We start from the raw sequence: 26306 nt of genomic DNA, 5'->3' as shown, positions 1-26306 counted from the left end.
GTCTATAGCATAAAGATCAGATCTACATAATAAAAAAGTCGCTAATTTAGCGACTCTTAATTGAAACACCTTAAAGGGTGACAATGATTGGGCCATTCTTAGTAAGGATAATCGTATGTTCGATTTGAGCTACATAGCTATTTTTAGTAGCAAAGGTCCAGCCGTCTCCTTTTTGGTAGACTTCTTCTTCTGAAGTTGAGATAAACGGCTCGAATGCGATAACCATACCTTCTTTTAACAATTCATCATCCGATGGATCATTATAATTATAGATGTGATCAGGTGCTTCGTGTATCGCACGTCCAACACCGTGTCCTGTAAGGTTTTTAATAACCGTTAATTCATGCTGTCTTGCTGTTTGGAATACGGCTTTTCCGATTCCGCTTTTTTTGGAACCCGGTTTTGCTTTTTTGAGACCTGCTTCAAATGCTTGTTTAACAACGTCACATATTTTCGTTAACACTTCATCGCCTTCGCCTACGACAAAGGAGATTCCGGTATCTGCAAAATAACTGTTTTTGGAGCCAGACACATCAATATTCACGATATCTCCTTCTTGAATAACCCGCTCCCCCGGAATACCATGTGCCACTTCTTCATTAACACTAATACAAGTATAGCCTGGAAAATCATACTCACTTTTTGGAGCAGAAATGGCACCTGCTTTCTCAAAAAGCGCTCCGGCTAGATCGTCAAGTTCTTTAGTTGTTATACCTGGAAGTGTTTTTTGTACCAATTCATCTCGAATAGAGCCGACGATTTTACCAATTTCCTTCAAACCATTAAAGTCTTCTTCTGTTCTTGCGATCATTTTTTCTACCTCACTATCTTTTATCATCCATTGATTACATAAGTGTTATCTTTTCGCATAACTCAAGCAATGTAAAATAGTATACGTTGATTGAACATTAGATAATCATATCCAAAGCAGCAAAGCTTCGCAACTTTTTTATCAACATCGTGACTGTGTTTGCTCTCTTATTCCTTCATATTATTGAAGTTCAATTCTCCATCCCTTCATATATTCTGCGCCGTAAGTAAGGGTATAGTTATGAAGGAGTTTCTGTATTGCGCTTATCTGTTCTGACATAGCTTTACTACTTGTTCTAACGATAAATACAGGAAAAATATCGTTTTCCCTGAACTGGTTAATGATCAATGTCAAAGCTTGAATATCGTCACAGTTTAATGAATCCAAAGTTTCTTCCAGTGTTGATTTTTCTTCGTCAGGTCCAAATATGTCGATGTGAATCCATCTATTACGTTCATTGCTGATCGTCTCAGGAATTTTAAATAATCTACGATGTCTTGCAAGAACGAATGCTGGATCAATGACTTCTCTGGCGCGTTCTTTCATCTCCCGTTTCTTTATATGTTGTTCACGAAATACTTTTGGTCCTTCTGGAAAGATCTTATTGAATCGTTGATAAAAATACCTGGGCGAAGAAAAACCACTCTCGATTGATATTTCTACCAGACTCTGTTCGGTCGTTAATAATTGTTTAATGGCCTGCTCAATGCGTAAGTAATGGAGCAAGTTTTGCAGCGTATCGCCTATCAATAGCTTGAATTGTGATGATAAGTAATCCAAATTTAAATATTCCTCTGTATGTTTGACGATGTCATTCAAAGATGCTTTGTTCATAAACCCCCTTTGATTAAACAAATAATCATATATTCGTCCTATTCGTTGCAGCTTGGTTGCGTTCCCTTCGAACATTCTTTTCGCATCAAAATTCATAATGCACAGGTCCAGCAAATGTTCGACTGTATTCTTTAAACTTAACAATGGCACTTCGCTCGAAGTTAAACTTGGAGTAATTAACGTGCATATTTCTTCAATGATTCCTTCTACTCGTTCTAAACCTAGATACGCTCCTGGGCTAAATTCATGCGCAAACCAGACATATGATAAATCCGGGTAATATCCTTTTGCAAATTCAGCATCGATATTTATTTGCAGTACCACATTGTTTTCATCGGTCTGCCATAAACGGTGAACTTGATTGATATTGAAAATTTCTATTGTACCCGCACCTAATGTTCTTTGCTCATCTGCAATGGCAACATGAATACTACCTTCCAACACAATCGCTACTTCGATGGAATTATGCCATCGGAACGGTTCATCTTTAACTTTTAGAAACTGTACGTTCACGGGAGAACGGTGGGCCAAATAACCCGTAGCACTCATCCTGTATTTTCCCCTTTCACTGCAAGTTAACTAATCATAAGCAATACACGAGCAACATAAGAAGAAATCTAAGAAATGTACCAACAACTCAAAGAAATGTGAATTGTTCACGTTGCTTCATTTTAGGAAAATGAATGATAGAACATCTATTAACTCTTATGTGAAGGATTGGGGAGATATCCATGAACCAAATTGAAATCACACAGCAGCTTCATGTACAACAACATGAACAAGTTGCTCATTTATTTTACGAAGCTTTTCCATTGAAAGTTAAACATCTGTGGTTTTATGCAAAAACGAAAGAACAAGCAGTCAAGCTATTATCTCAGTCTATTCAATTTGAACAAGGCATATATGCATTAAGAAATGAAGAAGTGGTAGGATTTCTCGGATACAATATTGGAAAAAGAGCATTCACACCAGCCAATTATAGAGCTTTTCGGAACGTGTACTCCCCATTTGAAGCGACTTGGCGATTTTTATGTTATGCATTTTATTTAAAATTTCATTTGTATCACGAAGATATCTTGCATATTGACCCTATTGTTGTATCAGAAGAAGCTCGTGGCCATGGAATAGGCAAATTGTTACTAAGTAAGGTGGAACAGCTCGCAATGAATCAACACATGATTAAGATCAATTTGGAGGTTGTTGATACGAATCCATCAGCACAAAAATTATATGAGCATTTCGGTTATAGGATCCAAAAAGAACTGAAATCCGGCCCAGTTACTGCAAAGGCTGGCTTCAACAAAGTGATATTTATGCAAAAATGCTTAGAGGGCACGAAAACAATCTAATCAATAGCGATAACCTCTCTTGCTGCCTCGATGAAAGATAGTAGGATTGGTGAAAGCCACTTGTCTTTGTGCCATAACATCTGTGTGTACACGTGCAAGTCTGGAATTTGCCATGGGAGGGCAACCAGATCGCCCCGTTTAACTTCTTCTTCCGCTGTTATTTCAGGAAGAAAAGCAATACCAATACCTGCAATGGCACATTGTTTGATGGCTTCGGCATTCTGAAATTCCAAGTATGTAATGGTATCCATGCCTTTTTGCTCAAATGAACGATCAAACATGGTTCGATAAGTACAGCCCTTTTCATTCGTCAGAAACACTTCTCCGTGAAAATCCTCCAACTGAAGTACAGTTTGATTCGCAAGTGGATGGTCTGGGGCCGCGAAAAAGCGGAATGTTTCTTCGATCAGCGGTTCGACGGCAAGTCCAGTTGAGCGAATGGATTCATCCAACATAAAGACAACATCCGCGGTTCCCTCAAAGAGCGTTTGCTTGAGTTGTTGATTGGGAACGGAACGGAAGATGAGACGAACTCCCGGATGGCGCAAACGAAATAGACGAAAGACAACTGGAAGTCGATAGGCGCAGAGTACCTCGTTGGCACTTATCGTTAGAGTACCGCTCAGTTGATCATTGTCATGAACCTCACTGCGAGCTTCCTCCAATTGATCCAGAACACTGTGAACATGCGTTAAAAAACGTTTACCCGCAGTAGTCAGCACGAGTTGTTTGCCTAGTCGGTCAAAGAGACGAGCGCCAAGCTCGTTCTCCAATGCTTTAATTTGCATCGTGACGTTTGAAGGGACATAATTCAGCGCTTCCGCAGCCCGAGTGAAATTCAACGTGTATGCCACTGTGCGGAACGTCGTTAGTTGGCGCAATTCCATCATTCAATTCCCCTTTACTTTCAATAATATTGAATACTGCATTGATTTCTATTCACTTTTATTGAGAGTACCACAGGCTTATACTGACAACAAGAAATTACATTTTACTTATGTAGTTTCATCTTGAAGGGAGAGACAAAATGATGGAATATGAAATTTTTAATTTGGGTGACGTGACCTTGCAATCCGGAGTGACATTACCGAACGCTTTTCTTGCGTATAAGACGTATGGAAAATTAAATGAGAAGAAAGATAATGTCATCATCTATCCAACGGCATTTGGCGACCAGCATGTGCAGAATGAATGGTTAATTGGAAACGGCATGGCACTCGATCCGGAGAAATACTTCATTATCGTGCCGAATCTATTAGGCAACGGGTTATCATCGTCCCCTAGTAACACACCTCCTCCATTTGATCGGGCTAATTTTCCTCAGGTAACCATCTATGACAACGTAACATTGCAACATCGACTGGTGACCGAAAAATTCGATATTCAAAAGATTGCTCTCGTCGTGGGTTGGTCCATGGGAGGCATTCAAGCATTCCAATGGGGAGCAACATATCCCGACATGGTAGAACGCATTGCGCCGATCGCTGGAATTGCCAAGCCGTGGCCTCAGACCTTAGTGGTGCTGAATGGAGTCAGCGCCCCGCTTATGGCTGTCGCTCAGTTCGAACCAAGCAAACTCAATGATTTGACTTCTGCAGACTTGCGCGCTGTGGGTCGTACTTATGCAGGATGGGGATTTTCGCAAGCATTTTATAGAAAGGAGCTCTATCGTGAGTTGGGATTTGATTCAGTCGCATCGTTTGTGGCCGACTTCTGGGAGGCTGTGTTTATGACGATGGATCCACACAATGTCTTGACCATGTTATGGACAGGACAACATGCAGACATTAGTGTCAACCCCTCCTATAATGGGGATTTTGATCAGGCACTCAAAAGCATTCAAGCTCTTGCCTACGTTATGCCAGGAAGCACGGATCTCTTTTGTACGGCGGAAGATAACGAATACGAGGTTAAGCTCATGCCTAATGCGGTGCTAAAACCTATCCAATCGATCTGGGGGCACTTTGCCGGTCGGGGAATCAACAGTGCGGATAATACATTTATTGATGACAACCTCAAACAATTGCTCACGCTTAGTGTAAATGGATAACCAAGTAGGTAACCACTCGTGCATTTATCAAAATGATTTCTTTTTACATGGATAAATGTGGCTTTCGATTTGTATATGCCTCGGAAGATCTCTCATTCCATATGGATTAATATGCCAAAAAAAACGAAGGTAACTGCCTTCGTTTTTTACTACCTATGACGTCAAACTAGTTTATTATTCATTGTGTGTTTCTTAATAGCAGGTAAAATGGTTGTTGCCCATACAACTCGTATTGGTACAACATTTTTTCAATAATTTGTTGAGGAGAACCGACTTTCTCTTCGAATAATTCTTCATATGAGCTCAATTCATGATTTGGTATGACTAGGGCCTAATCCGATTTTCTTGAGAAGATTAGTTAACTGTATTTTTTCTTCATTGGTAATATAGGAAAGATTCTTAGAAATTACCTCAACGTGTTGAGGAAAGATCTCTTTAAATAAGGCTTGACCTTGATCCGTAATGACTACATTTGATGATCGGCGGTCTGTTGGACTTGGTTCCCGTTTTACTAATTCTTTCTTTTCAAGCTTATCTACTACATATGTGATACTCCCACTAGGGATAGAAAATTTTTCACTTATATTTTGAACCGTGTGTGGTCCCTTATTATAGAGGAGTTCCAAAACCATGAAGTTCTCGTTACTAATGCCGTAACTTTCTATATCTTTTGTAACATCATCAAAGACCGTTTTACTTGCTTTTATCCACACACGGAAAAGTCTTAAATCAATCTCACTTTGTTCATCTCCTTGAAACATGTAGCGAACCTCCTAATTAGATGACTGCAAGAAAACCATTGGTTATCTTGGTTTATTATATAAAGGATACGCAACTTCTGTAGGAACTTCAATGAGTATAATTCTAAGGTCTTGATCAACAGCTTTTATGATGATTCTCTCTTCTTCCTTTGATTGAACGACCATAAAGTCCTTATGTGAGAAATGAGTGGGTTCCCCTGTATCTAAAGCAAGCGTTCCATCCCCTCTAATCGCTAAACTAGCCAACGTACGGTTCAGGGAAAGTTTATGCGTGTATGCCTTCCCTTGTGGAATAAATACATCCCACATTTGGGCATCTGTCACGATTTGCATGGGAGAATCGTTTCCTAAAACTTTTTTGATCTTCACATCGTCTATATATACTACCGAAAACTGATTAGAATCGAATTGTACATAAACAGGGGGACGTTTAACCGCTTGACTTAAATGAGGTTCAAACCAGATTTGAAATATTTCTGTTGGTTCCTTCAAAGCCTCGCCATGGTACACACCAGAGCCTGTTTGCATCAGTTGGGTTCCCCCTTCTTCTACAACACTTTCCGTACCTAGTGTATCCTGATGATATGCCTTACCTTTAATGACATAGGTGATGATTTCGAAACCTTTATGTGGATGCAAACCGATTTCTGCAGGTTCCTGAGAGTGAGCCCAAGCCCAGTAAAATAAGGGACCTAGACGAGTAATGATGGATCCTTCTCCAGAAAAACCAATAGGTTTTTGTTCTTGTATTTTACCGCCATCGAACTGACCACTCGCTTGATCTCCAGGTTTAATAATTTGGATTCCCATTATAATCTCTCCTTAGATTAACTCACTACTTACACAAACAAAGATCCGTAATTGATTAACAATACAACTAATCCCAACACTAATAAAATGATCGGCATGAGCATTTGTTTCAATTGATCCTTAACTTTAATGTGAGTAAGGATGGCACCGATCATCGTTACAACGATGACTAAACCACCCCAAGCAGCTAAATTTTCACTCCAAATACCTGCAATAACTAAACCTGCTGCAATAACTTCGATCAGTCCAGTAAACACTCGAAACGCTCCGGGATATCCATAATGCTTGAATCCCTCCACCATCTGCTTGGACCCAAACTTCATAAACCCAAACATTAGGAACCCTAACCCCAATATGACTTGCAGAACAATGGATAGAATACTCATAAATTCAATCTCCTCTTTACCCTAGTATTATTTATCCTAATGTTAGGATGAATATATCCTAATATTAGGATATATGGGTGTCAATTAAAAAGTTGATTTACCTTCTTACATATTGTCCGCTTGAATCTTGAATGACAAATAAAATATTTGTTTGTTAAATTTGTGTTGCCGGAAACATAAACACGGAAAAATCGAGAGGAGTTTTCATATGAACACAATTTGGACACCAGTATCCGTAGGGAATTTGAATTTGCAACATCGCTTGGCTCTTGCTCCAATGACTAGATCCCGTGCGTTTTATGATGGTACCCCTGGAACACATAGTGCAGAGTATTATGAACAACGCGCTTCAATGGGTCTACTCATTAGTGAAGGAACTCAGCCATCCGAGGATGGACAAGGTTATTTATCTTCCCCAGGTATCTATACAGATGAGCACATAAGAGGTTGGAAACAGATTACAGATCGCGTACATCAGGCAGGAGGATATCTGTTCATTCAGCTTATGCATGCAGGCCGGATGTCACATCCAGAAAATACACCACATCACCGTCAACCCGTGCTCCTTCAGCTATTGCTCCCAAAGCACAGATGTACACTGCGAAAGGCATGCAAGATATTCCTGCTCCGCGTGAGTTAAGTCTGGAAGAGATTCAAGAAACGATTCAGGACTTCCGTAAAGCAGCCGCAGCTGCGATAGCAGCAGGTGCTGATGGTGTAGAAATTCATGGAGCAAACGGTTATCTTGTACATCAGTTTATTTCTGAAAATGCAAATGTACGCACCGACTCGTATGGAGGTTCAATTGAAAATCGCACTAGATTTGCCATCGAGGTAGCAAAAGCTGTAGCTGAGGAAATTGGAGCAGGTCGCACAGCAATTCGACTCTCTCCCGGGGTTCCTTTAGGCGATATATCTGAAGGCACAGACGGGCCTAAAGTATATGAATACTTGATTTCTGAACTTGCTAAACTTAACTTAGCCTATCTTCATATTCTGCATGGTGGGGATGAAGATCATCTTACAAATATTCGTTCAGCTTGGCCTGATGTACTTATTGTTAATCGACCAGGACGTCCTTTGGAAGAACTCGATAGGGACTTGAAGAATAACTTGGCGGAGGCATTTCCATTTATAACTCCCTCACTTTACAAGTGTTGAATTATTCACTACGCTTATAGAAGCACAAGCGGAAAGGTGAAGAGTGATGAACAACTTTGAAGAAGAACACAAACCAGACTCTAATACATCTCATGTAGAAAAAGAAATGCAAGTCATCCAGCAATTCCCCATTAACTTTGCGGTTTTTTCCATGGCGAGATCACATCGTGGTTTGGCTGCGCACTTGTTGCGTGAAGTTGGACTGTTTACTGGTCAAGAAATTATGTTAATGCAATTAGGAGAGCAAGATGGACAATCGCAGCAGAGTCTCGGACGGACGATGCGCTTGGACCATTCAACGATTGCCAAATCCGTTCGGCGATTAGAAGAATCTGGCCTGGTCACTCGCTCTAAATCGCCCAAAGATGGGCGCGTCACGCTAGTTACACTGACTGAAAATGGCCGACAACTCGTTGACGAGGCTGTTGCCGTTTGGACAAAAATGGAGGAAGCTGCATCACAAGATCTCTCGGAACAAGAACGTGAGCTGTTAATCTCGATATCTCGAAAAATTTCATCCAACCTTGAGGGTTTCCTTTAGGACTTAAAACCCCCTCCAAAGGTGCATTTGACTTCTTCTACCTTCAAGGGGGTTATTCTAAACTCCATATACAAAACTTACATAAAACAACTTCATTGGGCGATACTACCTAGAAATATATTCTCCGGTTGGAGTTGAAGGCCAATGAAGCAATCCACATCTAATATCAATACCTAGCACCAAGATGTTTGAAATCGATAAATGATGATCCTCGAACATCAAATTTTCGTAATTTGACTTGCTGTGGCTTCATCCGTAATGAGCATATTAATATACCCTCCCCGCAAAGCAGCCAGGATGCAGTCGATTTTGTGCAGACCAAAGGCCATGCCTACCACCGTTTTAGTCTTCTTTAACTGCTCCAGTCCAAGGCCAATGACTCTATGATTAATGGGATGTTCAGTGATTGTACCTTCACGAGTAATAAACACAGAATTAATATCCGCTACCGTGTGGAGTGCTTCTAATTCTGCTAACACTTGCTCATTCAGATAACCCGATCGTTCCATCGTTGACATGGAATACGGATTTCCGATCCCCACCAGAGCGAGATTGATATTCTCCCCCTCTTTAAGAACGGCCGAAATATTAGGCATGCCAACAATTTGCTCCCTTAACTCTTCTGTTTCCACAACGGCCGGTGCATATAACGTATCACAGGTAACGCCCATTTTTTTGGATAACTCATAGGCGATCTGATTGGAGTGCATTTCATTTCGCGAATTCCCTGTTCCACCCACCAGTGGAATGATTTTGACATTCTCTTTTTTCTCCAAAGGGAACTCTCGCACCATATGATAGAGCGTATTGCCCCATGAGACACCCACACGGTCACCGTTTTTAATCAGTTTTTGGACAAATTGAGCAGCAGCCTTGCCTACTGCACTCGACAACAACTCTTTATTCAGATCCTTGGTTGGAACGACCAGCACCTGTTTGAGGTTAAATAAATCTTCCAGTTTTTTCTCCAATTTGGACGTTTCGTAATCATCATCGTGAATGACAATCTCAATAATGCCCTCTTCCTTCGCACGCTGCAGCATCTTGGAGATGACTGGCCTGGATACACCGAGCTTCTCCGCAATCTTCTCCTGTGTCCAGGATTCATAATAATACATCTTACAGACTCTTATCATATTTTTGCGTTCGTCTATATTCACATATAAGTCCGCCTTTTGCGTTTAAATTTCCCTTCTTACACATTTCCCACTATAAAATGGGATTCGCGGCGGAGTCAAGCCAGGATAACTTTGCCAAAACAATTTTACAAAAGATTGACACTCGGTTGACACGAGAGTAATAAACTCTTTTTACAATTGTAACTGTACGGAACATTTGTAAATAATGCAGATCAAGACAGACTGAGGTGCAAAGATGAATGTGAAGATATTAGGTTACTGGGGTGGTTATCCCGCCGCTGGCGGAGCAACTGCGGGATACCTTGTAACCACAGATGAAGGGCAGATTTTGTTGGACTGTGGTAGCGGCGTTATGAGTAAGCTCCCCACCGAGACATGCGTGGAAGAACTATCAGGTGTTATTTTGTCTCACTTGCATCATGATCATATCGCGGATCTGGGAGTCCTCCAATATGCTGCAGCGGGTGCTATTCGCAATGGTCGCATGTTGAATAAACTGAAGCTGTATGCACCGGATAATCCAGTGGATATTCTGAATGGTCTATATGGTGAACATACCGAGGTCATCCCGATTGATCCTTCATCCAAGATTCAGCTTGCTGGCGCAGAGATCGAATTTGTACAGGTGCAGCATACCATTACATGTTACGCCGTTAAGATCACATATAAAGGCAAGGTGCTGGTGTATTCCGGTGATACCTCGTACTGTGATTCCCTTATCGAGCTGGCTCGTGATGCAGACATCTTTCTATGTGAGGCTACCATCTGTGAAGGCAGTGTACACACAACTGGCCAAGGACATATGAATGCACTTCAGGCAGGCATGATTGCTGGTCAGGCTAACGTCAAGCAGCTCGTCCTTGTCCATCTTCCCGGAGATGGCGATCTGGAGTTCATGCGGGATGAAGCAAGCCGCTCTTTCCAGGGGCCTGTGGATATACCCGAACCACTTCGTATGTATGTTGTGTAAGTTAATCGATCCGGGAGGAATATGTTCATGTACAGATTGTTAGCCCTTGATCTGGACGGTACGATGCTCAATCCAGATAAAATGATAACACCTATGACACGAAGCTCCATTCAACAATTAATCTCAGGGGAAGTGAATGTCACGATTGCATCTGGGCGATTTCCCGCTTCCGTATGGTCACACGCTAGGGAAGTCTCCATGAATTTCCCACTGGTAGCATTGAACGGTGCTGTGACGGTAGATCCCGTGACTGGACAACTGCTTGATGGCGTTGCGCTCAAAACAGAGGATATGCTGTTCATGTTGGATGTCATCCAGCAAGAAGGAGCTTACATCCATTTCTATGGATACAATGTCCTCTACGTCCAAGAGATTAATGATATCAATAGGAACTGGGCCATCAACAATAGGGTCAACAGACCGGAATTGGATTCATTTGAAGAACGTGATGAACTTGATGCTAAACAGGCTGATCTCATTCGCTTCGTTGAAGTCGGAAAGGATTTCAGAACCTTTGTAAGCCAGATGTCAGGCATGCTCTTCAAAGCAGCCGTAATCTGTACAGACCACGACTCACGCGAAAACCTATTTCGTATCCTTGACGAATCAGGATTATTCCAATGTACACGAACAGGAAGTTTGCGATTTGATGTTAATTCAGCCGGAGTCAGTAAACGAGGCGCACTGGAACGTCTATGTCATGCACATCAGATCGAACCCAATAAGGTAGCTGCAGCCGGAGATTATGATAACGATCTGGACATGCTGCAATGGGCAGGATTAGGAATCGCCATGGGAAATGCAGAGCTCCATGTGAAAGAAATCGCTAATGTTGTGACTGGCAGCAACGCTGAAGACGGCGTTGCGCAGGCAATCCATACGTTCTTACTCTAATTTATCAGCTAGACACCAAAGGAGAGATTATCTGTGATTCCATTCAAAAAGTCGTTACTACTGCCCCTTCTGGCAGGCATGATTGTATTCAGCGGTTGTTCTGCACAGGGACAAGCCACGTCAGATCAAGATAGTTCAGGCGCAGCTTCAAGCACAATGTCAGGTAAACTTTCCTTCTATACATCCCAGCCTGAAGAAGATGCAGGCAAACTGGTAAAGGCTTTTAACGATAAATATCCTGATGTTCAAGTCAGCATCTTCCGTTCCGGAACCGAAGAAGTCACTGCCAAGCTTCAGGCAGAGCGCCAAGCGGGTAAAACACAGGCGGATGTACTCCTGCTGGCCGATGCAGTTACCTTTGAAAATCTGAAAAAAGATGATCTTCTACAATCGTACAAGTCCCCAGAGCTAAGCGAAATCCCGACAGATCTGGTTGATCCGGACGGTATGTACGCCGGTACGAAGGTTATGGCAACGGTGCTCGCTACCAACACCCAAAAAGTCACTACTCAACCGACATCTTGGCAAGAGCTGACTCTGCCGGGGAGTAAGGACGCAAGTATTATGCCGAGTCCTCTATACTCTGGTGCAGCAGCATACAACATCGGTGTGTTTAGTCGAACAGACGGATTTGGATGGGATTTTCTTCAGGAAACCAAGATGAATGGCATGGCCGTAATTAAAGGAAACGGTGCTGTTATGAAGGCTGTAGCCAGCGGTGAAAAATCATATGGCGTCGTTGTGGATTACCTCGTAGCCCGTGAAAAAGCGAAAGGTTCTCCAGTTGAACTGATCTATCCAGAAGAAGGTGTTCCCATCATTACAGAACCGATCGGGATTATGAAAGAAGCCGCCAACGTACCGGCTGCTCAAGCCTTTGTAGATTTCATTCTCTCTGAAGAGGGTCAGAAGTTGTCTGCCGAGATCGGTTACTCCCCTATTCGTGAAGGCGTTGCTCCACCTGAAGGACTGAAAGGTGTATCGGAAATGAAGATTTTGCCTGGCGATGCGGCCAAACTTGCATCGGATCGTGAAACAGATAAACAGCAATTCATTAATGTGTTTGGCGAGTAAGGATTGGAGCTGTCCGAATGGAGAAATTGAAGAGAAACATGATCATTCTTAGGGGACAAGCTAACGGGCGCAAGTCCGTTTTCTCCCTCCCCGGCCTGTTTCGTTGGAATCGATTGATCGCCCTGTTGGGTGCTATAGCTGTTCTATTATTCTTTGTATACCCCATCCTGAAGCTGGTTCTTCTCAGCTTTCAGGGTGAGCAAGGGTTAACGTTATCACATTATAACGAATTGCTTCAGCAGGAGCGTTTCTGGTCCACTTTGCGTAATACCGTATATATCGTCATCGGTTCAACTGTGTTCTCGCTCGTGATTGGAACTGCACTTGCCTGGGTCGTCGCCTATACGAATATACGACACAAATCCGCCCTTCATCTGGGGATCATGCTTTGTTTTATTCTTCCCTCTTATGTTCTCACGTTGTCCTGGTCTTCATTTACCGGGTCACAGAGCTGGTTCGCACATCTGCTGCAATGGATTCATCCCGATCTGGCTCCTTGGAGCATGTACAGTATGGGCGGCATCGTGTTTGTGATGGGTATTCATCATTTTCCGTTGGTGTATATGTTCACTTTGGATGTACTCCGCAAAATCCCGCGTGATCTGGAGTGGGCGGCCAGAGCCGGTGGTGCCAGCAGGATCGAGGTCTTCCGTCGTATTACATTGCCGCTTGCTCTTCCGGGTCTAACGGCTGGCGGATTGCTGGTTTTCCTGGCTTCGCTGGACAATTTCGGAATACCTGCCTTCCTTGGCACACCTGTGAATATTTCCGTTCTCAGTACACTTATATATGAAGAGATTATTGGATTCGGGCCTTCGGCATTTGCCCGTGGTGCATCGTTATCTGTACTACTCGGTGCTGCTGCGGTAGTCGGAAGTCTCTTGCAATGGATTCTTTTACGTAAAAGTCATGCTTCGGATACGATGCAACCTGATCTTACCCCAAGGTATAATTTGGGTCGCATGCGCAAGCCACTAACCTTCGCCATATGGGCAGGTCTCGCACTGATTACAATTATCCCATTGTCTTCAATGATCTCGATGTCTTTAAAAAGAGCGTACGGTCTCGGCCTGACTCGTGCCAATATGACCCTTGACAATTATAGATATATTCTTTTCGAGAATGAGCGTGTATGGCAGGCGATCCAGAACAGTCTGGTCCTCTCTCTTGTCACGATGCTGGCTTGTCTGATTATTGGTTCAGGATTTGCTTATATACGAGTTCGCAAGCCTAATCAATTCAATAAAATGGCCGAACTGGCCACTGCTGTTCCCTATACACTACCGGGCATTGTGTTCGCTCTGTCCATGATTCTGGTATGGATGGAGCCGGTTCCCGGTTGGAACCCTGGCATCTACGGCACCATGACCATTTTGTTTATTGCCTACATCTGCCGCTTCCTTATTCTTCAGATTCGTTCAAGTGTCACTTCATTCATGCAGTTGGATGCATCGATGGAAGAAGCTGCACGGATCTCCGGAGCAGGCTTCTGGCGTAAGTGGACTGCTGTTCTGCTGCCCTTATTGCTGCCGGGTATTCTGACCGGAGGCATGTTGGTCTTCCTGACTGCCCTGACCGAGCTTACTGTATCGGCATTGTTATATTCATCAGGTTCACAGACCATTGGTGTTACCATATTTAGTTTTGAACAGGCAGGAGATACCCTCTATTCAACTGCATTGTCCAGTCTGATTGTCGCACTTATTGCGGCAGGCGGAGTGATTTTGCTCATCGCTCAACGCTGGGCAACTCGTAAGGGAGTGAAGTCATGAGTATCCAGATTCAACAGGTCAGCAAATCCTTCGGAAGTTACCAGGCACTTCATTCCATTGATTTAACGATTAAGGATGGCGAATTCGTGGCGATCCTTGGACCGTCAGGCTGTGGAAAAACCACATTGCTGCGCATTCTTGCCGGATTTGAGCAGCCAAGCAGCGGTAATGTTTTGATGGACGGCAAGGTAGTTGCAGGTTCAGGGACATTGCTACCTCCGGAGAAACGCAGAATTGGCATGGTGTTCCAGTCCTTCGCACTATGGCCGCATATGAATGTATCCGAACATGTCCGTTTTCCCATCCGAACACATAAATCAACACCTGCTCATATTAAAAATAACGAGCAGAACCGCATTCAGGAAGTCCTGAATATGTCGGGGCTGTCCCATCTGGCTGAACGTATGCCGCATGAGTTATCTGGGGGACAAAAACAACGCGTCGCTATTGCACGCGCCATCGCTCCCCAGCCCTCATTGCTGCTGATGGATGAACCTCTCAGCAGTCTCGATGCCATGCTTCGTATGGATATGCGGCGAGAGATTCAACAAGTTCATCGGAATACGAAATCAGCCGTAGTTTATGTTACGCATGATCAGGGCGAAGCCCTTGCCATGGCTGACCGAATTATCGTGATGAAGGATGGTCGGATTGAACAGGCTGGAACGCCACAGGAGATTTATTTGCGGCCAGAGACCGAATTCGTGGCGAGGTTTGTATCGAAATCCAATTTGGTCAAGGGTCAATGGGATACAGACATGTTCATCCCTGAAGACAGTACGAATATTGCTTGGCCTGGCAAGCATGTTGCAAACTATTTTAAATCCAACGGGTTGTATCCCGTTAGGCCCGATGAGTTTCATTTACAACCTTGTACTGAAGCTGGAATATTGGGCGAGATCGCCAATGTTCAGTTTCAAGGGAAAGAATTCCACTATGATATTCGCAGTGATACCAAACGTTGGGAAGTCATCTCTCCTCTTCCTTTCGCCCTGAATGAACAAGTAAGTCTGAGTCTTTCTTCCGTCGGCGGTGAAGGAGTGTGACGTTGTGACTCCAACCCCGAAACTGATTTTCTTTGACATTGATGGTACGTTGCTGGACCGCCATAATCGAATTCCCGCTTCCGCCAAGCAAGCCGTTCTGGCGTTAAAGGAAGCCGGACATGTGGTCGCTTTAGCTTCAGGACGATCTCCGTTCATGTTGGAACAAGTGCGGCTTGAACTGGAGCTGGAGTCTTATGTTAGTTTCAATGGACAATATGTGATGCATCAAGGAGAACTTATTCACAGTAATCCCATCTGTTCGGAAGCTTTGGAGCAATTGTCTGCATTCGCTGAGTTGTCGGGACATCCTCTCGTTTATCTGGATCATTCACAGATGAGCTGCAGTCAGGAATATCATCCACATGTAGACCTTTGTCTAACGTCGCTTGGTGTTACGCATCCTGGTTACACCGAGGGCTTCTGTACGAATAGGTTGATCTATCAGACGATGTTATTCTGCTCCTCAGAAGAGGAACCGGTATACCGTGAAAGGTTTCGTGATCTCCACTTTGTACGCTGGCATCCGTTGTCCATGGACGTTCTACCTGCCGGAGGCTCCAAAGCCGAAGGGGTTTCCCGACTCGCAGACCGCTTGGGATTCTCCTCTGAACAGGTGTATGCTTTTGGCGATAACTTCAATGATCTGGAGATGTTCCGTTATGCAGGCTGCAGCATTGCCATGGGCAACGCCCCGCATTCACTTCAACTACTGGCATCTCATGTTACAGCAAGTGCAGAGCAGGATGGGATCTGGCATGGTCTGAAATGGGCTGGATTGTTGTAAAAAAACAAGCAGTACTCTACTCTCTGTGGCAAAAATATGAGTACACAAAGACCTCCTCTATAAACATAGGGAGGTTTTTCAATTTGTCTGTTGATACCTTTCATGTTCCTTATAAAATACATCGTATAGGCCAGGCAGTATAAAAGGTGAAAAAGCAAAAAAAGCCGCTTAAATAGCGACTTTTAATGGGATTAGTTCTTCTTCATTATTTATTGAAAGTAACCTTCTCTGAACCACCCTCAAAGATGATGGACGTGTCCCGCGGCTTGGATTCCGCGATTTTACGACCGCCTCTGTAGGAATACAGTACTCCGGATTGTTTGCGTACGGCCTCATATTCATTCTCTGCTTCAAGAACGATAAAGTTGGCAGGCTTACCCTCTTCAATACCGTATACATCCTCGATGTGTAACGTTCTTGCACTGTTTTTTGTAATAAGGTCAATTGAATTCACGATCTGATCATAGCCAAGCAACTGCGAAGCATGAATCCCCATATGCAGCACCTGAAGCATGTTGCCTGTACCGAGCGGGTACCACGGATCGAAGATGTCATCGTGTCCGAAGCATACATTCAGACCGGCTTCCTGCAACTCTTTGACACGCGTCAACCCTCTTCTTTTCGGATACGTATCGAAGCGTCCCTGCAGGTGAATGTTAACCAGCGGATTGGAGACAAAGTTCAAATCAGCCATCTTCAGCAAACGGAACAATTTGTACGTATAAGCGTCATTATAGGACCCCATCGCTGTCGTGTGACTTGCCGTTGTGCGTGAACCAAGTCCGCGTTCGTAAGCTTCCTTGGCAACGACTTCAACAAAACGGGATTGTTCGTCATCGATTTCATCACAATGGATGTCGATCAGACGGTCGTATTTTTCAGCCAGATCAAACGCAACTTTCATTGAATCAACGCCGTATTCCCGCGTGAATTCGAAGTGTGGAATGCCGCCGACCACGTCAACGCCCATCTTCAGGGACTCTTCCAGCAATTCTGCACCGTTTGGATAAGAGTGAATGCCTTCCTGTGGGAAAGCAACAAGCTGAATGTCGATATATGGAGCCATTTCTTCTTTTACTTCAAGCATCGCTTTAACGGCAATCAAGCTCGGATCGGTAACGTCCACATGTGTCCGTACATGCTGGATGCCTTGTGCCATTTGCCACTTCAGTGCTGTTTTGGAGCGTGTTTTGACATCCTCATGTGTCAAGAAAGCCTTGCGCTCTGACCAGCGCTGGATGCCTTCGAACAGCGTTCCGCTTAGATTCCATTCCGGTTCGCCTGCCGTGAGCGTTGTATCGAGATGAATATGAGGTTCGATAAATGGTGGAAGCACAAGCGATCCGTTAACATCCAGGACTTCCTCATTTCCAATCACTTCCAGCGTTTGTGTGATTCGGTCGAACTTCCCGTCCTTCACTACGATATTCCATAGTCCTTCTTTACCCCGCAATTTTGCGTTCTGTATAATCATTTATTTCCCCCATTTCTTTGGATTCTTTCGCAGGAACAATCAGCATCAAGACAATATAGGCTACTGCTGTACCAAGCAGTGCGTTCAATGGTGTTACGCCAGGAGCCAGTTGGGCGAATGCCACGCCGATGGCCCAAGCCACCATCGCTACCCAGTTTACATTTTTGAAAGACATCTCGGCAAATGGCTTATAATTTCTACGTTTCACAATGAAGTAATCTGCGATAATAATAGCCCCGATGGATGGTACCGCCGCGCCCAGTACGTTCAGGAAACTGACGAAATTGTTGTACATCCACATAGCGAATACGGTACCGACGATGCCGTTTACGATGACGAAGAATTTCTTCGAAATTTTGGTGATGTTGGCAAAACCAAGACCCGATGCGTACAGTGCATTATCATTCGTCGTCCAGATATTCAGGCCCAGAACAATAATTGCCGGGATCATTAACCCTTGCAGGAACATGACCTCCGAGATATCGGCCAGGTTATAGGCCATCGCACCAACTGCACCGAAGAGAAACATGAGCGAGTTCCCCAGGAAGAATGCAATCACTGTTGCGGTAACTGCCTGTTTGGATGTCCGTGAAAACCGGGCAAAATCGGGCGTCAGTGTTCCACCGCTAATGAATGATCCGATACAGATCGTCAATGCCGCCGCCGTGGTAAGGGTCTCTGTCGGGGTGTAATCCAGCAATCCTTGAAGACCGCCTAGCGAACCTGCACCTTCGAACATGGAATAACCACCGAGAATCGCAATCGCAGGAACCGCGATATATCCGAGAATGACGAGTGACTTCATGCCGAAGATGGCTGATGCTGTCATGGCAAGTCCGAACACGATGATTAGCAGGTACACGTTCCAGTCCATGGCTTTGGCGACCGGAATCGCGAACATGGCTACCCCGACTCCGAACCATCCGACCTGTGTGAAGCCTAACAGGAACGAGGGCAGATACGACCCTTTCGCACCGAACGCATATTTAGCGAGCAAATGTGTGGACAGGCCTGTTTTGGCAGCGATATGTGCCAGTGCCCCTGTATAGATACCGAGCACCAGATTGCCTGCAAGTACAATGCCAATGAACTCCATGAACGTCAAGCTGACGCCCAATGTCCCTCCTGCCAGCATGCTTGCTGAGAAAAATGTGAAACCGAGCATGACCGATAACGTCTTCCAAAATTGGTTTCTTTGTGTTTTCGGTACCGCTTGCCATGAAAATTCTTGATCTTGTTTGCTCATCAGAATACCCCCAACATAAAGTGTATCTGATACCAAAAAAAGCAGAAAAAAAAGGCTACTCGTCAAGTTATACACTGACAAGTAGCCTCTTTTTGCATCATAACCCGCGCGAAGACACAGAGCATCCTACTACGGAATATGCCCTGATTCTCGCGTGATCATGAAATCCGCTGCCCTTGCCAGCCTCTCTGGACTGAATTAAAGGTACCAGTATTCAATTACATTCTATTATTTTGGAAAAACCTGCAGTTGTCAATGTCATTATTATCCAACGGTTATTAATTCCTTATACAGCAAGCTATTTTTTATTCCTATACCATATGGCGGAGAGACAAGCATTTCATTAAGTGTGGTTGCTAGCGAACCCTTTATTTCACTTGCGGATAATAAGGAGTACAGCCGGTTTACAACCATGCTCTGTGAAAAAGCAGGCTTCCTGCCAAATCTTGCATTCGAGGTCGATTCGCATACGCTGCTTGAAATTATCAGGCTTAATCAGGGTGTTGCATTACTTCCGATCTCCGTATGTAGAAAACTGGGGTTACGTTATGTAAAAATTGCTGATGATTCAGCTATATATCCCATTAGCCTATCCTGGGTCAAACAAAAATGGTTATCTCCTGCTGTTGGGGAATTTCGTGATTTTATCACTTCGTACTATGAAGACAATGCTGACTTGTTTAAAGTGAAGTAGGAAGTCTGGATAAATGATAAAAAGCAAAGACCACGTTAGTCCCTTTGAAGGAGCCGACGTAGTCTTTTATCGTTATCTGTTCTTAGCTATACTGCAGTCTGTCCTTGTACCAAACGTCCGGAATCATCTTACGCTCCAGTTCCAACAATTCATGGATGATCTTGTCCGCGTCACTGATGGAACTCACGAGCGGGTCAGTGAGCATCGCCCTTCTCAGCTTCTTGTAGCTCTGTTCCAGAACAGCTTCGACCGTAAGCTCATGCGTATCCAGTACAAGTTCTTGCATACCTCTAATTCCGCGCGGCATCTTGCCTACATGGATTGGCTTCACCCCATCCATATCTACATCGCAGAGTAGTTCCAGGAACGAATCGGTATTCATATTGGTTACCGCGCCTTGATTGAGCGTATTGATGAAGAATTTTTTGCCCAAGTTCCCCACCATATTCTCAATGATATCGGTCGCATGATCCGGCCCGAAGGTGCTCATGTAATCGGAAATCGGGATGTTTCCTGTAAGGAAGTCATCGACCTGCTGCCACATCTCATCGTGGCGCTGATACCTGTCCTCTGTCTCCCAGATTGATAACGGCGGAATAGCGTCCGAAGTTTTGCCAAGACCCTGCCAATACCGAACGTATTCCTTCGTATGGGCGGTGCAAGTGGGAATGATTCCGAAAATGTCATACAGTTCGTAGGTAATCGCATCGTTATACAGAGCTTTTGCGCCGCGATCGCCGCCGTTATTCTCCTCACCTGCCAACTTGCGCATGGCTTCTGCGATCGTGGGCATCATATTTTTTCCTTCATACTCGGCTTTGAGCAGCCAAGTGAAATGATTAACGCCAGCGATACGGAAATCGAATTTCTGGTCTATTTCTGCAGTGAACTGGCTAGTACTCTCGATGATTCCGGCTCGTACGGCATAATAGACTTTCTTATGCGGCATATGATGACTATCGCACAGCGCAAACGATTTAAGCTTCGGAGCATAGCGATGTAATGCGATGCCATGAACGGTAGACGGGTTAATATAATTGATCACCCACGCATCCGGACACAACTCCTCAATGTCTTTGGCGCAATCCATAATAACCGGCAGTTCCCGCATCGCTCGAAAGATTCCGCCTGGGCCAATCGTATCGCCGGAACACATGCGAATCCCATACTTTAGAGAAACCTGGCAGTCGATGCCCCGATATTTAACCGATTGTTCCGCAAAGCTGAGCACAACGAAGTCGGCTCCCGGAAGCACCTGTCTTCTGTCCACCGAGCCCTCAATCTTTAGGGATACGTTGCTCTCCTTGGCGACCATTTCCGCTAGTGTTACCATTTTCGAGAGCCGTTCCTCGTCCGTATCTACCAAAGCCAACGTTCCCTGATTCAAATATGGGGAGTGAACCATCTGCCAGATGGACTGACGACCAAAAAACAGGCTGCCCGCCCCAATAACGACTACCTTTGGATGCTGTGTACTTGTAGCATTCATCAATAACCCCTCCTCGTAACGATATAAGTTCATTATAGGTGAGTGGGCTGGAATCGGAATGTGTGATAGTTTTCAATACATGTCATATCGTACGATGGTTAACAAGTAGAAAAACCTTTGTTATGATAGGAAAATATAAAGGATGTCATAAAGTGGAGAGGAATGGTTTGGATTAGATGCATGCAGGAACTGTGAATATGAGTATAATCGATGAACTTTCGGAGTATATCACACTTCGCATGAGCTCTTATTTGGAACAAACGCACGACAGCACTTGGACGGAGCATAAGTCTCATTCCGATTATGATCTGTGGTTCATTACAGCAGGCTCCGTGCAGATTACCATCGATGGAATCGAGCATAGGGCAGAAATGGGTGACGTGGTTTTTTTTTATCCGGATATGCCCTACACTGCTTCCACGACAGGAGAGTTGTGCCGATTCATATACATGCACTTTGATTTTAGCATTGCTGAGCAGAAGCGAATTCTCGGCGAGTTTCAACTCCCGGGCATTGTACCTGGCAATCTGATTCAAGAGGAATCAACGCTATTCACTTCGTCCTATCGAAGGTTCAAGCAGAGTAGCGGTGATTCCGGAAGTCCACTTTACTTGAAAGCCTCTCTGCTTCTCGTCATCGCCAAAATTTTTGAATTACACAGGCAAGGCCTGTATCATGGTGTGTTTCTGAAAGACCGAAAACCGAGGAAAATCGAAGGAAGTTTGGAGGTTCTTCAGAATGTGTTTCCCTACGTGGATGCGAATCTCCATCGTGCCATCCGAGTTAACGAGCTTGCGGCCATTGCCGGCGTCTCAGAGAAATATTTTATTTCTTTGTTCAAGAAAATTCTGGGTATTACACCGGGGCAGTACATCAATCAGATCAAAATGAACCGGGCCAGAGACTATCTGTACGAGAAAAGATATACGATTCAGCAAATTGCCGGATTTCTGGGCTATCCCGATCCCTTTACGTTCTCCAAAGCATTCAAAAAATTTTACAACGTGCCCCCTTCCAAATTTGAATAGCGTGCTGCAGACAAACAAAGAGGCAACCCGTCGATCCGGCTGCCTCCACACTTGATGAATCATTGGATATTCAGGGTTTGGTTTTGCCTTCAGTGGAATACATCTCATGGAAAAATCCTTTGTACGGTATATCCTCTTCCAGACATTTAATGAGATACAACAGTTCTTCGTCAGCTTCCGGTTCTTCGCCCGCACGCTGCTTTTCCTCAAATTGACCTAGAATATTCTCCAAGAGGGTGACTTGAATAAATAAAGGCAGCTTCTCCAACATCGCATCTGCGATTCGGGTCTCGGAAGTATAACCGGCAAGTGCGGTTTTAAAATACTCTCCCATGAACGTTCTGCGTTTACTGACATCGGGTTCGAATTGTATCCAGCCCATACCGTGCGTCCATAGATCAGCCAGATCATACATATACCAACCGAAGCATGAATTATCGAAATCATACACGGTAATCTGTCCTGTATCAAAATCGATCGAATAATTCCCGTCATTATAATCGAAATGGATCATCCCGAAGGTTTCCTGGTTTGTATCCAAACCTTGTAAGGTATTCAGGAGCTCGACCATCTTCTGCTTGAGCAAAGAGAATGATTCAGGTACCAAGTTATCGATATATTTACCGTTGTAATTGTCAATCAAATGATGCCGGCGATGGACGGGAGTATAACTTTTCGATATGTGGTGTATTTTCCCCAGGACTTTACCGCTATTATAATAGTATTCGGTAAGTGGGACCCCTTCACGGTACTGATAATGGTTCTCTACCAGCAACTTCCCCTTGGCCCTCACAAACATACAGATAAAGAACGTATGCTCATCATAAGTGATCTCTTCCAGCAGATGGCCCCTTTTCGAGTTAACTACATTCGAGACACTTGCACCGTGCTCAAATAAATACCGGACATACTCCAGTTCAGCAATGTAATCTTCTCGCTTTCTGTCAGGCAAAAAAGACACCCGGAGAATTAGCGATTCTCGCCCCTCTTGCTCACAAGTGTAAACGACATTACGTCTACCCTCATGAGGGGGAATAAGCTGAATATTGTAACCCTCCAGGTCAAACAGCTCGGATACCAGTGCCAGTACATGCGTATTGCTAATGTTAACAGCTTCGTTAAAGTTAATCATGATCTCCTCCAGTAAACATTGTCGGGACGGTTTCCCGCACAGCAATGTCCACAAAAGAAATCCCAGTAACGCAAATATCCTTTTGTGAACCTAAAGCATACTCACCTTGTTAGACAATTGAAAACGCTCCTTTTTGTTCAGATGGTTATATCTTATCCTAAAATTCCAGATTATTCTATTCCCTTTTCAACGCTGCAGTCTCGTAATAGTACCGAATCAAAATGTCCTGATCGTAGTTACCGAACCCTTTCCCAAACAGCGTAAGCCCGCCCCGACCCGGCACCCCTTCTTCCGGTCTTAATCCAAACGTCCAGTAGGTGGAAGAATCCAGTTGCAGATCATGGATACGCACATCCGAGATACGCTGGCCATCCATAAACGTCCCTTCTCCGTTAATGCGCAGCACCTTCAGTACACCATACTGGTTAACGTCCAATTTCCACCATAGTGGTGTATGTTTGCCCTTCCGATCCCCAAAGTCCCCTGGGCTTGTCCATGTTCCCAGGTGTTTGCCATTAAGGGAAAAGCGGATGTCGGAAGGCCAGTTTTCATTGACTTGGGGTGCTTCCGAACTGAGTTCAAGTGAAATTTCAATTTCCTGGAGATGCTGTTCTGTATTCAGATAATTGGGAATCTTATATTCCAGAAAACCTCGTGCCAACCAAAGAATACCCGCATTGACCCGATCCGGGTCCATGAAGCAGGCTGGTGTGTCATATTGCCCAATCATTTGCGTCGTTGTTGCGATGCCACAGGTGGGCCAAGCTTCGTAATCCGTATACTGACCAACCGGAATAGAGACTTCATGGTAAGGAGCATCAAAGGGTTCAGGGGAGAGATTGATAGTCATAAATTCTTGCAGAATAAAGCAGTATTTATACGTTCCACCGTTCTCACGCTTCATGCGGCTGCCTACGATGCCCGCTTTTTGCAATTTGCTCACATGTGTACTAACGATAGCTTTGCTCAGATACAGCTCTTTGGCAAGCGCATTGATATGCATCTCCCTGTTTTGCAATAATAAGCGAACGATATTTAAACGCGCCTCGCTGGCGAGCGCCTCATATATGATCAAGGATGAGGAATCCGTGCCAAGCATCATGAACTTCACTTCCCTATCTCTTTAGAATTCATTATATTATTGATTTAGAATTCGTTATTTAGCGAACCCTGTAAAATAAACTTGCTCAACATAATAGCATTATGATACACATTAGATAACAAATCAATGAGTTGATTTTGCTTTTTAGCGAACTCATCGTGAAATAAAATTTCTTACACACCTAAAATTAATTCTATGGAGGTTTTCATTTTGCTTACATCCAAGATGCTTATTGATAAAGATTTTCAGGTAGCAGAGGTCGATCCACGGCTGTACGGCTCTTTTGTTGAACATTTGGGACGTGCTGTCTATGGCGGTATTTACGACCCTGGTCATCCCACGGCGAATGAGCAAGGTTTCCGCCAGGACGCCATCGAAGCGATCAAAGCGCTGAATGTGCCGATTATCCGTTATCCGGGCGGGAATTTCGTATCCGGTTACAATTGGGAAGATGGTGTGGGCCCAGTAGCAGAGCGGAAACGCAGACTTGAACTGGCTTGGTGGACCATTGAAACCAATGCGGTCGGGACCAACGAATTCGCGGACTGGGCCAAACTTGTCGGAACCGAAGTCATGATGGCGGTCAATCTCGGTACTCGCGGCATTGACGCGGCTAGGAACCTGGTAGAATACTGCAACCATCCTTCGGGCACCTATTGGAGTGATCTGCGGATCTCTCACGGATACAAAGAGCCTCATAAATTTAAAACGTGGTGTCTTGGTAATGAAATGGACGGACCTTGGCAGATTGGCGCCATGACCGCGCATGAGTACGGCCGAATTGCGAATGAAACGGCGAAAGCCATGAAATGGGTCGACCCGAATATTGAACTCGTGGCGTGCGGTAGCTCCAGTCGTGGCATGAGCACTTTTGCAGATTGGGAAGCGACGGTTCTCGACCTCTCCTATGAAAATGTGGATTATCTGTCCTTGCATGCTTACTATAACAATAATAAAGACAACACATATAACTTCCTGGCTACATCGCTGGATCTGGACCAATTCATCGACAGTGTGGCATCGATCTGCGACTATGTACAAGCCAAGAAACGCAGCAAAAAGAAACTGATGCTGTCGCTGGACGAATGGAACGTCTGGAACTCCATCGGCACGAGCCGAGCTGAAGAACGCTGGCAGATTGCACCACCAGAATTCGAAGATGTGTACACACATGAGGATGCTCTCGCAGTAGGTTGTTACCTGATTACGCTGCTCAAACATGCGGACCGTGTGAAGATGGCTTGCCTTGCACAGCTGATCAATGTCATTGCGCCGATCATGACCGAGAACAACGGAGCGATCTGGTTCCAGACGACCTATTTCCCGTTCATGCATGCATCCAATTTCGGTCGCGGTACTGTTCTTCAATCTGTCGTATCTTCACCGAAGTATGATTCCAAAGACTTTACGGACGTGCCTTACCTTGAAGCCATCAGCGTACATGATGAAGAAAATGGAATGATCACCATCTTTGCGGTCAACAGACATCTGGAAGAACAGATGGAACTGAATGTGGATCTTCGTTCATTCGGGGAAACTACATTTATTGAGCATATCGTACTGGAGAACGACGATCTGAAAGCCATCAATACCAAAGCGAACCCGCGTAACGTGGTTCCGCACAACGGCGGACATACAACGGTTGATCAGGGTACAGTGCAAGCTGTCCTGAACAAAGCGTCATGGAACGTGATTCGTCTGAAAACCAAGCAGGCTTAATTAAAGCAAGTTAGCTGAACTACCTTTTTCGTTAAAGAAG

26 protein-coding genes are annotated in these 26306 nt (G+C 44.4%); 14 read left to right on the top strand and 12 right to left on the bottom strand.

The features are described 5' to 3' along the window. Positions 1 to 70: 70 nt before the first annotated feature. Positions 71 to 811 carry a type I methionyl aminopeptidase gene (gene map, locus M1D71_RS13890; protein ID WP_458126943.1) on the bottom strand — a complete coding sequence of 247 codons (741 nt, stop codon included), beginning with the start codon at positions 809 to 811 and terminating at the stop codon, positions 71 to 73. A 180-nt stretch (positions 812 to 991) separates the two neighbouring features. Beyond that, entirely contained in the window at positions 992 to 2194 is a 1203-nt protein-coding gene (locus M1D71_RS13885) for an AraC family transcriptional regulator (RefSeq protein WP_458126942.1), read from the bottom strand. A 182-nt stretch (positions 2195 to 2376) separates the two neighbouring features. Between M1D71_RS13885 and M1D71_RS13880 the strand changes: the two genes are divergently transcribed. Then, positions 2377 to 2994 carry a GNAT family N-acetyltransferase gene (locus tag M1D71_RS13880; protein ID WP_458126941.1) on the top strand — a complete coding sequence of 206 codons (618 nt, stop codon included), beginning with the start codon at positions 2377 to 2379 and terminating at the stop codon, positions 2992 to 2994. Here the strand turns inward: M1D71_RS13880 and M1D71_RS13875 are convergent. After that, entirely contained in the window at positions 2991 to 3881 is an 891-nt protein-coding gene (locus tag M1D71_RS13875; protein WP_458127243.1) for a LysR family transcriptional regulator, read from the bottom strand. The two genes, M1D71_RS13880 and M1D71_RS13875, sit on opposite strands and share 4 nt — an antisense overlap. Before the next feature lie 143 nt (positions 3882 to 4024). Between M1D71_RS13875 and M1D71_RS13870 the strand changes: the two genes are divergently transcribed. Then, positions 4025 to 5044 (top strand): alpha/beta fold hydrolase, encoded by a 1020-nt coding sequence (locus M1D71_RS13870; protein WP_458127242.1) that lies wholly within the window; start codon positions 4025 to 4027, stop codon positions 5042 to 5044. 308 nt (positions 5045 to 5352) lie between these two features. Here M1D71_RS13870 and M1D71_RS13865 read toward each other — a convergent pair whose 3' ends face one another. From M1D71_RS13865 to M1D71_RS13855, 3 genes are read right to left on the bottom strand one after another with little or no spacing between them, the layout of a single operon-like run. Next, entirely contained in the window at positions 5353 to 5805 is a 453-nt protein-coding gene (locus M1D71_RS13865; RefSeq protein ID WP_458126940.1) for a MarR family winged helix-turn-helix transcriptional regulator, read from the bottom strand. Positions 5806 to 5847: 42 nt separating this feature from the next. Further along, positions 5848 to 6615: a pirin family protein gene (locus tag M1D71_RS13860; RefSeq protein ID WP_458126939.1), complete on the bottom strand. Its 768-nt coding sequence runs from the start codon at positions 6613 to 6615 to the stop codon at positions 5848 to 5850. 29 nt (positions 6616 to 6644) lie between these two features. Further along, entirely contained in the window at positions 6645 to 7001 is a 357-nt protein-coding gene (locus M1D71_RS13855) for a DoxX family protein (protein ID WP_458126938.1), read from the bottom strand. A 208-nt stretch (positions 7002 to 7209) separates the two neighbouring features. On the opposite strand from M1D71_RS13855, the gene M1D71_RS13850 reads away from it, so the two are divergent. From M1D71_RS13850 to M1D71_RS13840, 3 genes are read left to right on the top strand one after another with little or no spacing between them, the layout of a single operon-like run. Then, entirely contained in the window at positions 7210 to 7641 is a 432-nt protein-coding gene (locus M1D71_RS13850; RefSeq protein ID WP_458126937.1) for an oxidoreductase, read from the top strand. Then, on the top strand, positions 7611 to 8162 hold the full coding sequence (locus tag M1D71_RS13845) for an oxidoreductase (RefSeq protein ID WP_458126936.1): 552 nt from the start codon (positions 7611 to 7613) through the stop codon (positions 8160 to 8162). Before M1D71_RS13850 ends, M1D71_RS13845 begins: the two co-directional genes overlap by 31 nt. A gap of 46 nt (positions 8163 to 8208) precedes the next feature. Then, on the top strand, positions 8209 to 8703 hold the full coding sequence (locus M1D71_RS13840) for a MarR family winged helix-turn-helix transcriptional regulator (RefSeq protein WP_458126935.1): 495 nt from the start codon (positions 8209 to 8211) through the stop codon (positions 8701 to 8703). 218 nt (positions 8704 to 8921) lie between these two features. Here M1D71_RS13840 and M1D71_RS13835 read toward each other — a convergent pair whose 3' ends face one another. After that, on the bottom strand, positions 8922 to 9821 hold the full coding sequence (locus M1D71_RS13835; RefSeq protein WP_458126934.1) for a sugar-binding transcriptional regulator: 900 nt from the start codon (positions 9819 to 9821) through the stop codon (positions 8922 to 8924). A gap of 256 nt (positions 9822 to 10077) precedes the next feature. Between M1D71_RS13835 and M1D71_RS13830 the strand changes: the two genes are divergently transcribed. The 6 genes from M1D71_RS13830 (at position 10078) to M1D71_RS13805 (ending at position 16382) form a co-directional block, all read left to right on the top strand. Further along, positions 10078 to 10812, top strand: coding sequence for an MBL fold metallo-hydrolase (locus M1D71_RS13830; protein WP_458126933.1), 735 nt, complete (start codon positions 10078 to 10080; stop codon positions 10810 to 10812). A 27-nt stretch (positions 10813 to 10839) separates the two neighbouring features. Next, positions 10840 to 11706 carry an HAD family hydrolase gene (locus M1D71_RS13825; protein WP_458126932.1) on the top strand — a complete coding sequence of 289 codons (867 nt, stop codon included), beginning with the start codon at positions 10840 to 10842 and terminating at the stop codon, positions 11704 to 11706. A 78-nt stretch (positions 11707 to 11784) separates the two neighbouring features. Beyond that, entirely contained in the window at positions 11785 to 12780 is a 996-nt protein-coding gene (locus M1D71_RS13820) for an ABC transporter substrate-binding protein (protein ID WP_458127241.1), read from the top strand. A 17-nt stretch (positions 12781 to 12797) separates the two neighbouring features. Then, the gene (locus tag M1D71_RS13815) at positions 12798 to 14552 is read left to right on the top strand and encodes an ABC transporter permease (protein WP_458126931.1); all 1755 of its coding nucleotides are present in this window, start codon (positions 12798 to 12800) and stop codon (positions 14550 to 14552) included. Further along, positions 14549 to 15598 carry an ABC transporter ATP-binding protein gene (locus tag M1D71_RS13810; protein ID WP_458126930.1) on the top strand — a complete coding sequence of 350 codons (1050 nt, stop codon included), beginning with the start codon at positions 14549 to 14551 and terminating at the stop codon, positions 15596 to 15598. Before M1D71_RS13815 ends, M1D71_RS13810 begins: the two co-directional genes overlap by 4 nt. 4 nt (positions 15599 to 15602) lie before the next feature. Further along, positions 15603 to 16382, top strand: coding sequence for a Cof-type HAD-IIB family hydrolase (locus M1D71_RS13805; RefSeq protein WP_458126929.1), 780 nt, complete (start codon positions 15603 to 15605; stop codon positions 16380 to 16382). Between the two features lie 205 nt (positions 16383 to 16587). Here M1D71_RS13805 and M1D71_RS13800 read toward each other — a convergent pair whose 3' ends face one another. Next, positions 16588 to 17856, bottom strand: coding sequence for a cytosine deaminase (locus tag M1D71_RS13800; protein WP_458126928.1), 1269 nt, complete (start codon positions 17854 to 17856; stop codon positions 16588 to 16590). Next, positions 17825 to 19102, bottom strand: a complete 1278-nt coding sequence (gene codB, locus M1D71_RS13795; RefSeq protein WP_458126927.1) for a cytosine permease — start codon at positions 19100 to 19102, stop codon at positions 17825 to 17827. Before codB ends, M1D71_RS13800 begins: the two co-directional genes overlap by 32 nt. Positions 19103 to 19451: 349 nt before the next feature. On the opposite strand from codB, the gene M1D71_RS13790 reads away from it, so the two are divergent. Continuing rightward, complete coding sequence (locus M1D71_RS13790; protein ID WP_458126926.1) at positions 19452 to 19796, top strand: LysR family transcriptional regulator substrate-binding protein; 345 nt, start codon at positions 19452 to 19454, stop codon at positions 19794 to 19796. Between the two features lie 82 nt (positions 19797 to 19878). Here M1D71_RS13790 and M1D71_RS13785 read toward each other — a convergent pair whose 3' ends face one another. Continuing rightward, a complete protein-coding gene (locus M1D71_RS13785) occupies positions 19879 to 21285 on the bottom strand; it encodes a family 4 glycosyl hydrolase (RefSeq protein ID WP_458126925.1) in 1407 nt (468 codons plus the stop codon). Positions 21286 to 21461: 176 nt separating this feature from the next. Here M1D71_RS13785 and M1D71_RS13780 point away from each other — a divergent pair, with 176 nt between their 5' ends. Further along, positions 21462 to 22313: an AraC family transcriptional regulator gene (locus M1D71_RS13780; RefSeq protein ID WP_458126924.1), complete on the top strand. Its 852-nt coding sequence runs from the start codon at positions 21462 to 21464 to the stop codon at positions 22311 to 22313. Positions 22314 to 22383: 70 nt separating this feature from the next. Here the strand turns inward: M1D71_RS13780 and M1D71_RS13775 are convergent, their stop codons facing one another. Further along, entirely contained in the window at positions 22384 to 23445 is a 1062-nt protein-coding gene (locus M1D71_RS13775) for a phosphotransferase enzyme family protein (protein WP_458126923.1), read from the bottom strand. A gap of 175 nt (positions 23446 to 23620) precedes the next feature. Further along, positions 23621 to 24547: an ArsR/SmtB family transcription factor gene (locus tag M1D71_RS13770; protein ID WP_458126922.1), complete on the bottom strand. Its 927-nt coding sequence runs from the start codon at positions 24545 to 24547 to the stop codon at positions 23621 to 23623. Positions 24548 to 24772: 225 nt separating this feature from the next. Between M1D71_RS13770 and arfA the strand changes: the two genes are divergently transcribed. Continuing rightward, on the top strand, positions 24773 to 26266 hold the full coding sequence (gene arfA / locus M1D71_RS13765; RefSeq protein WP_458127240.1) for an arabinosylfuranosidase ArfA: 1494 nt from the start codon (positions 24773 to 24775) through the stop codon (positions 26264 to 26266). Positions 26267 to 26306: the final 40 nt, after the last annotated feature.

The organism is Paenibacillus sp. Z3-2 (assembly GCF_054161325.1).
This window is presented reverse-complemented; position numbering and strand designations above follow the sequence as displayed.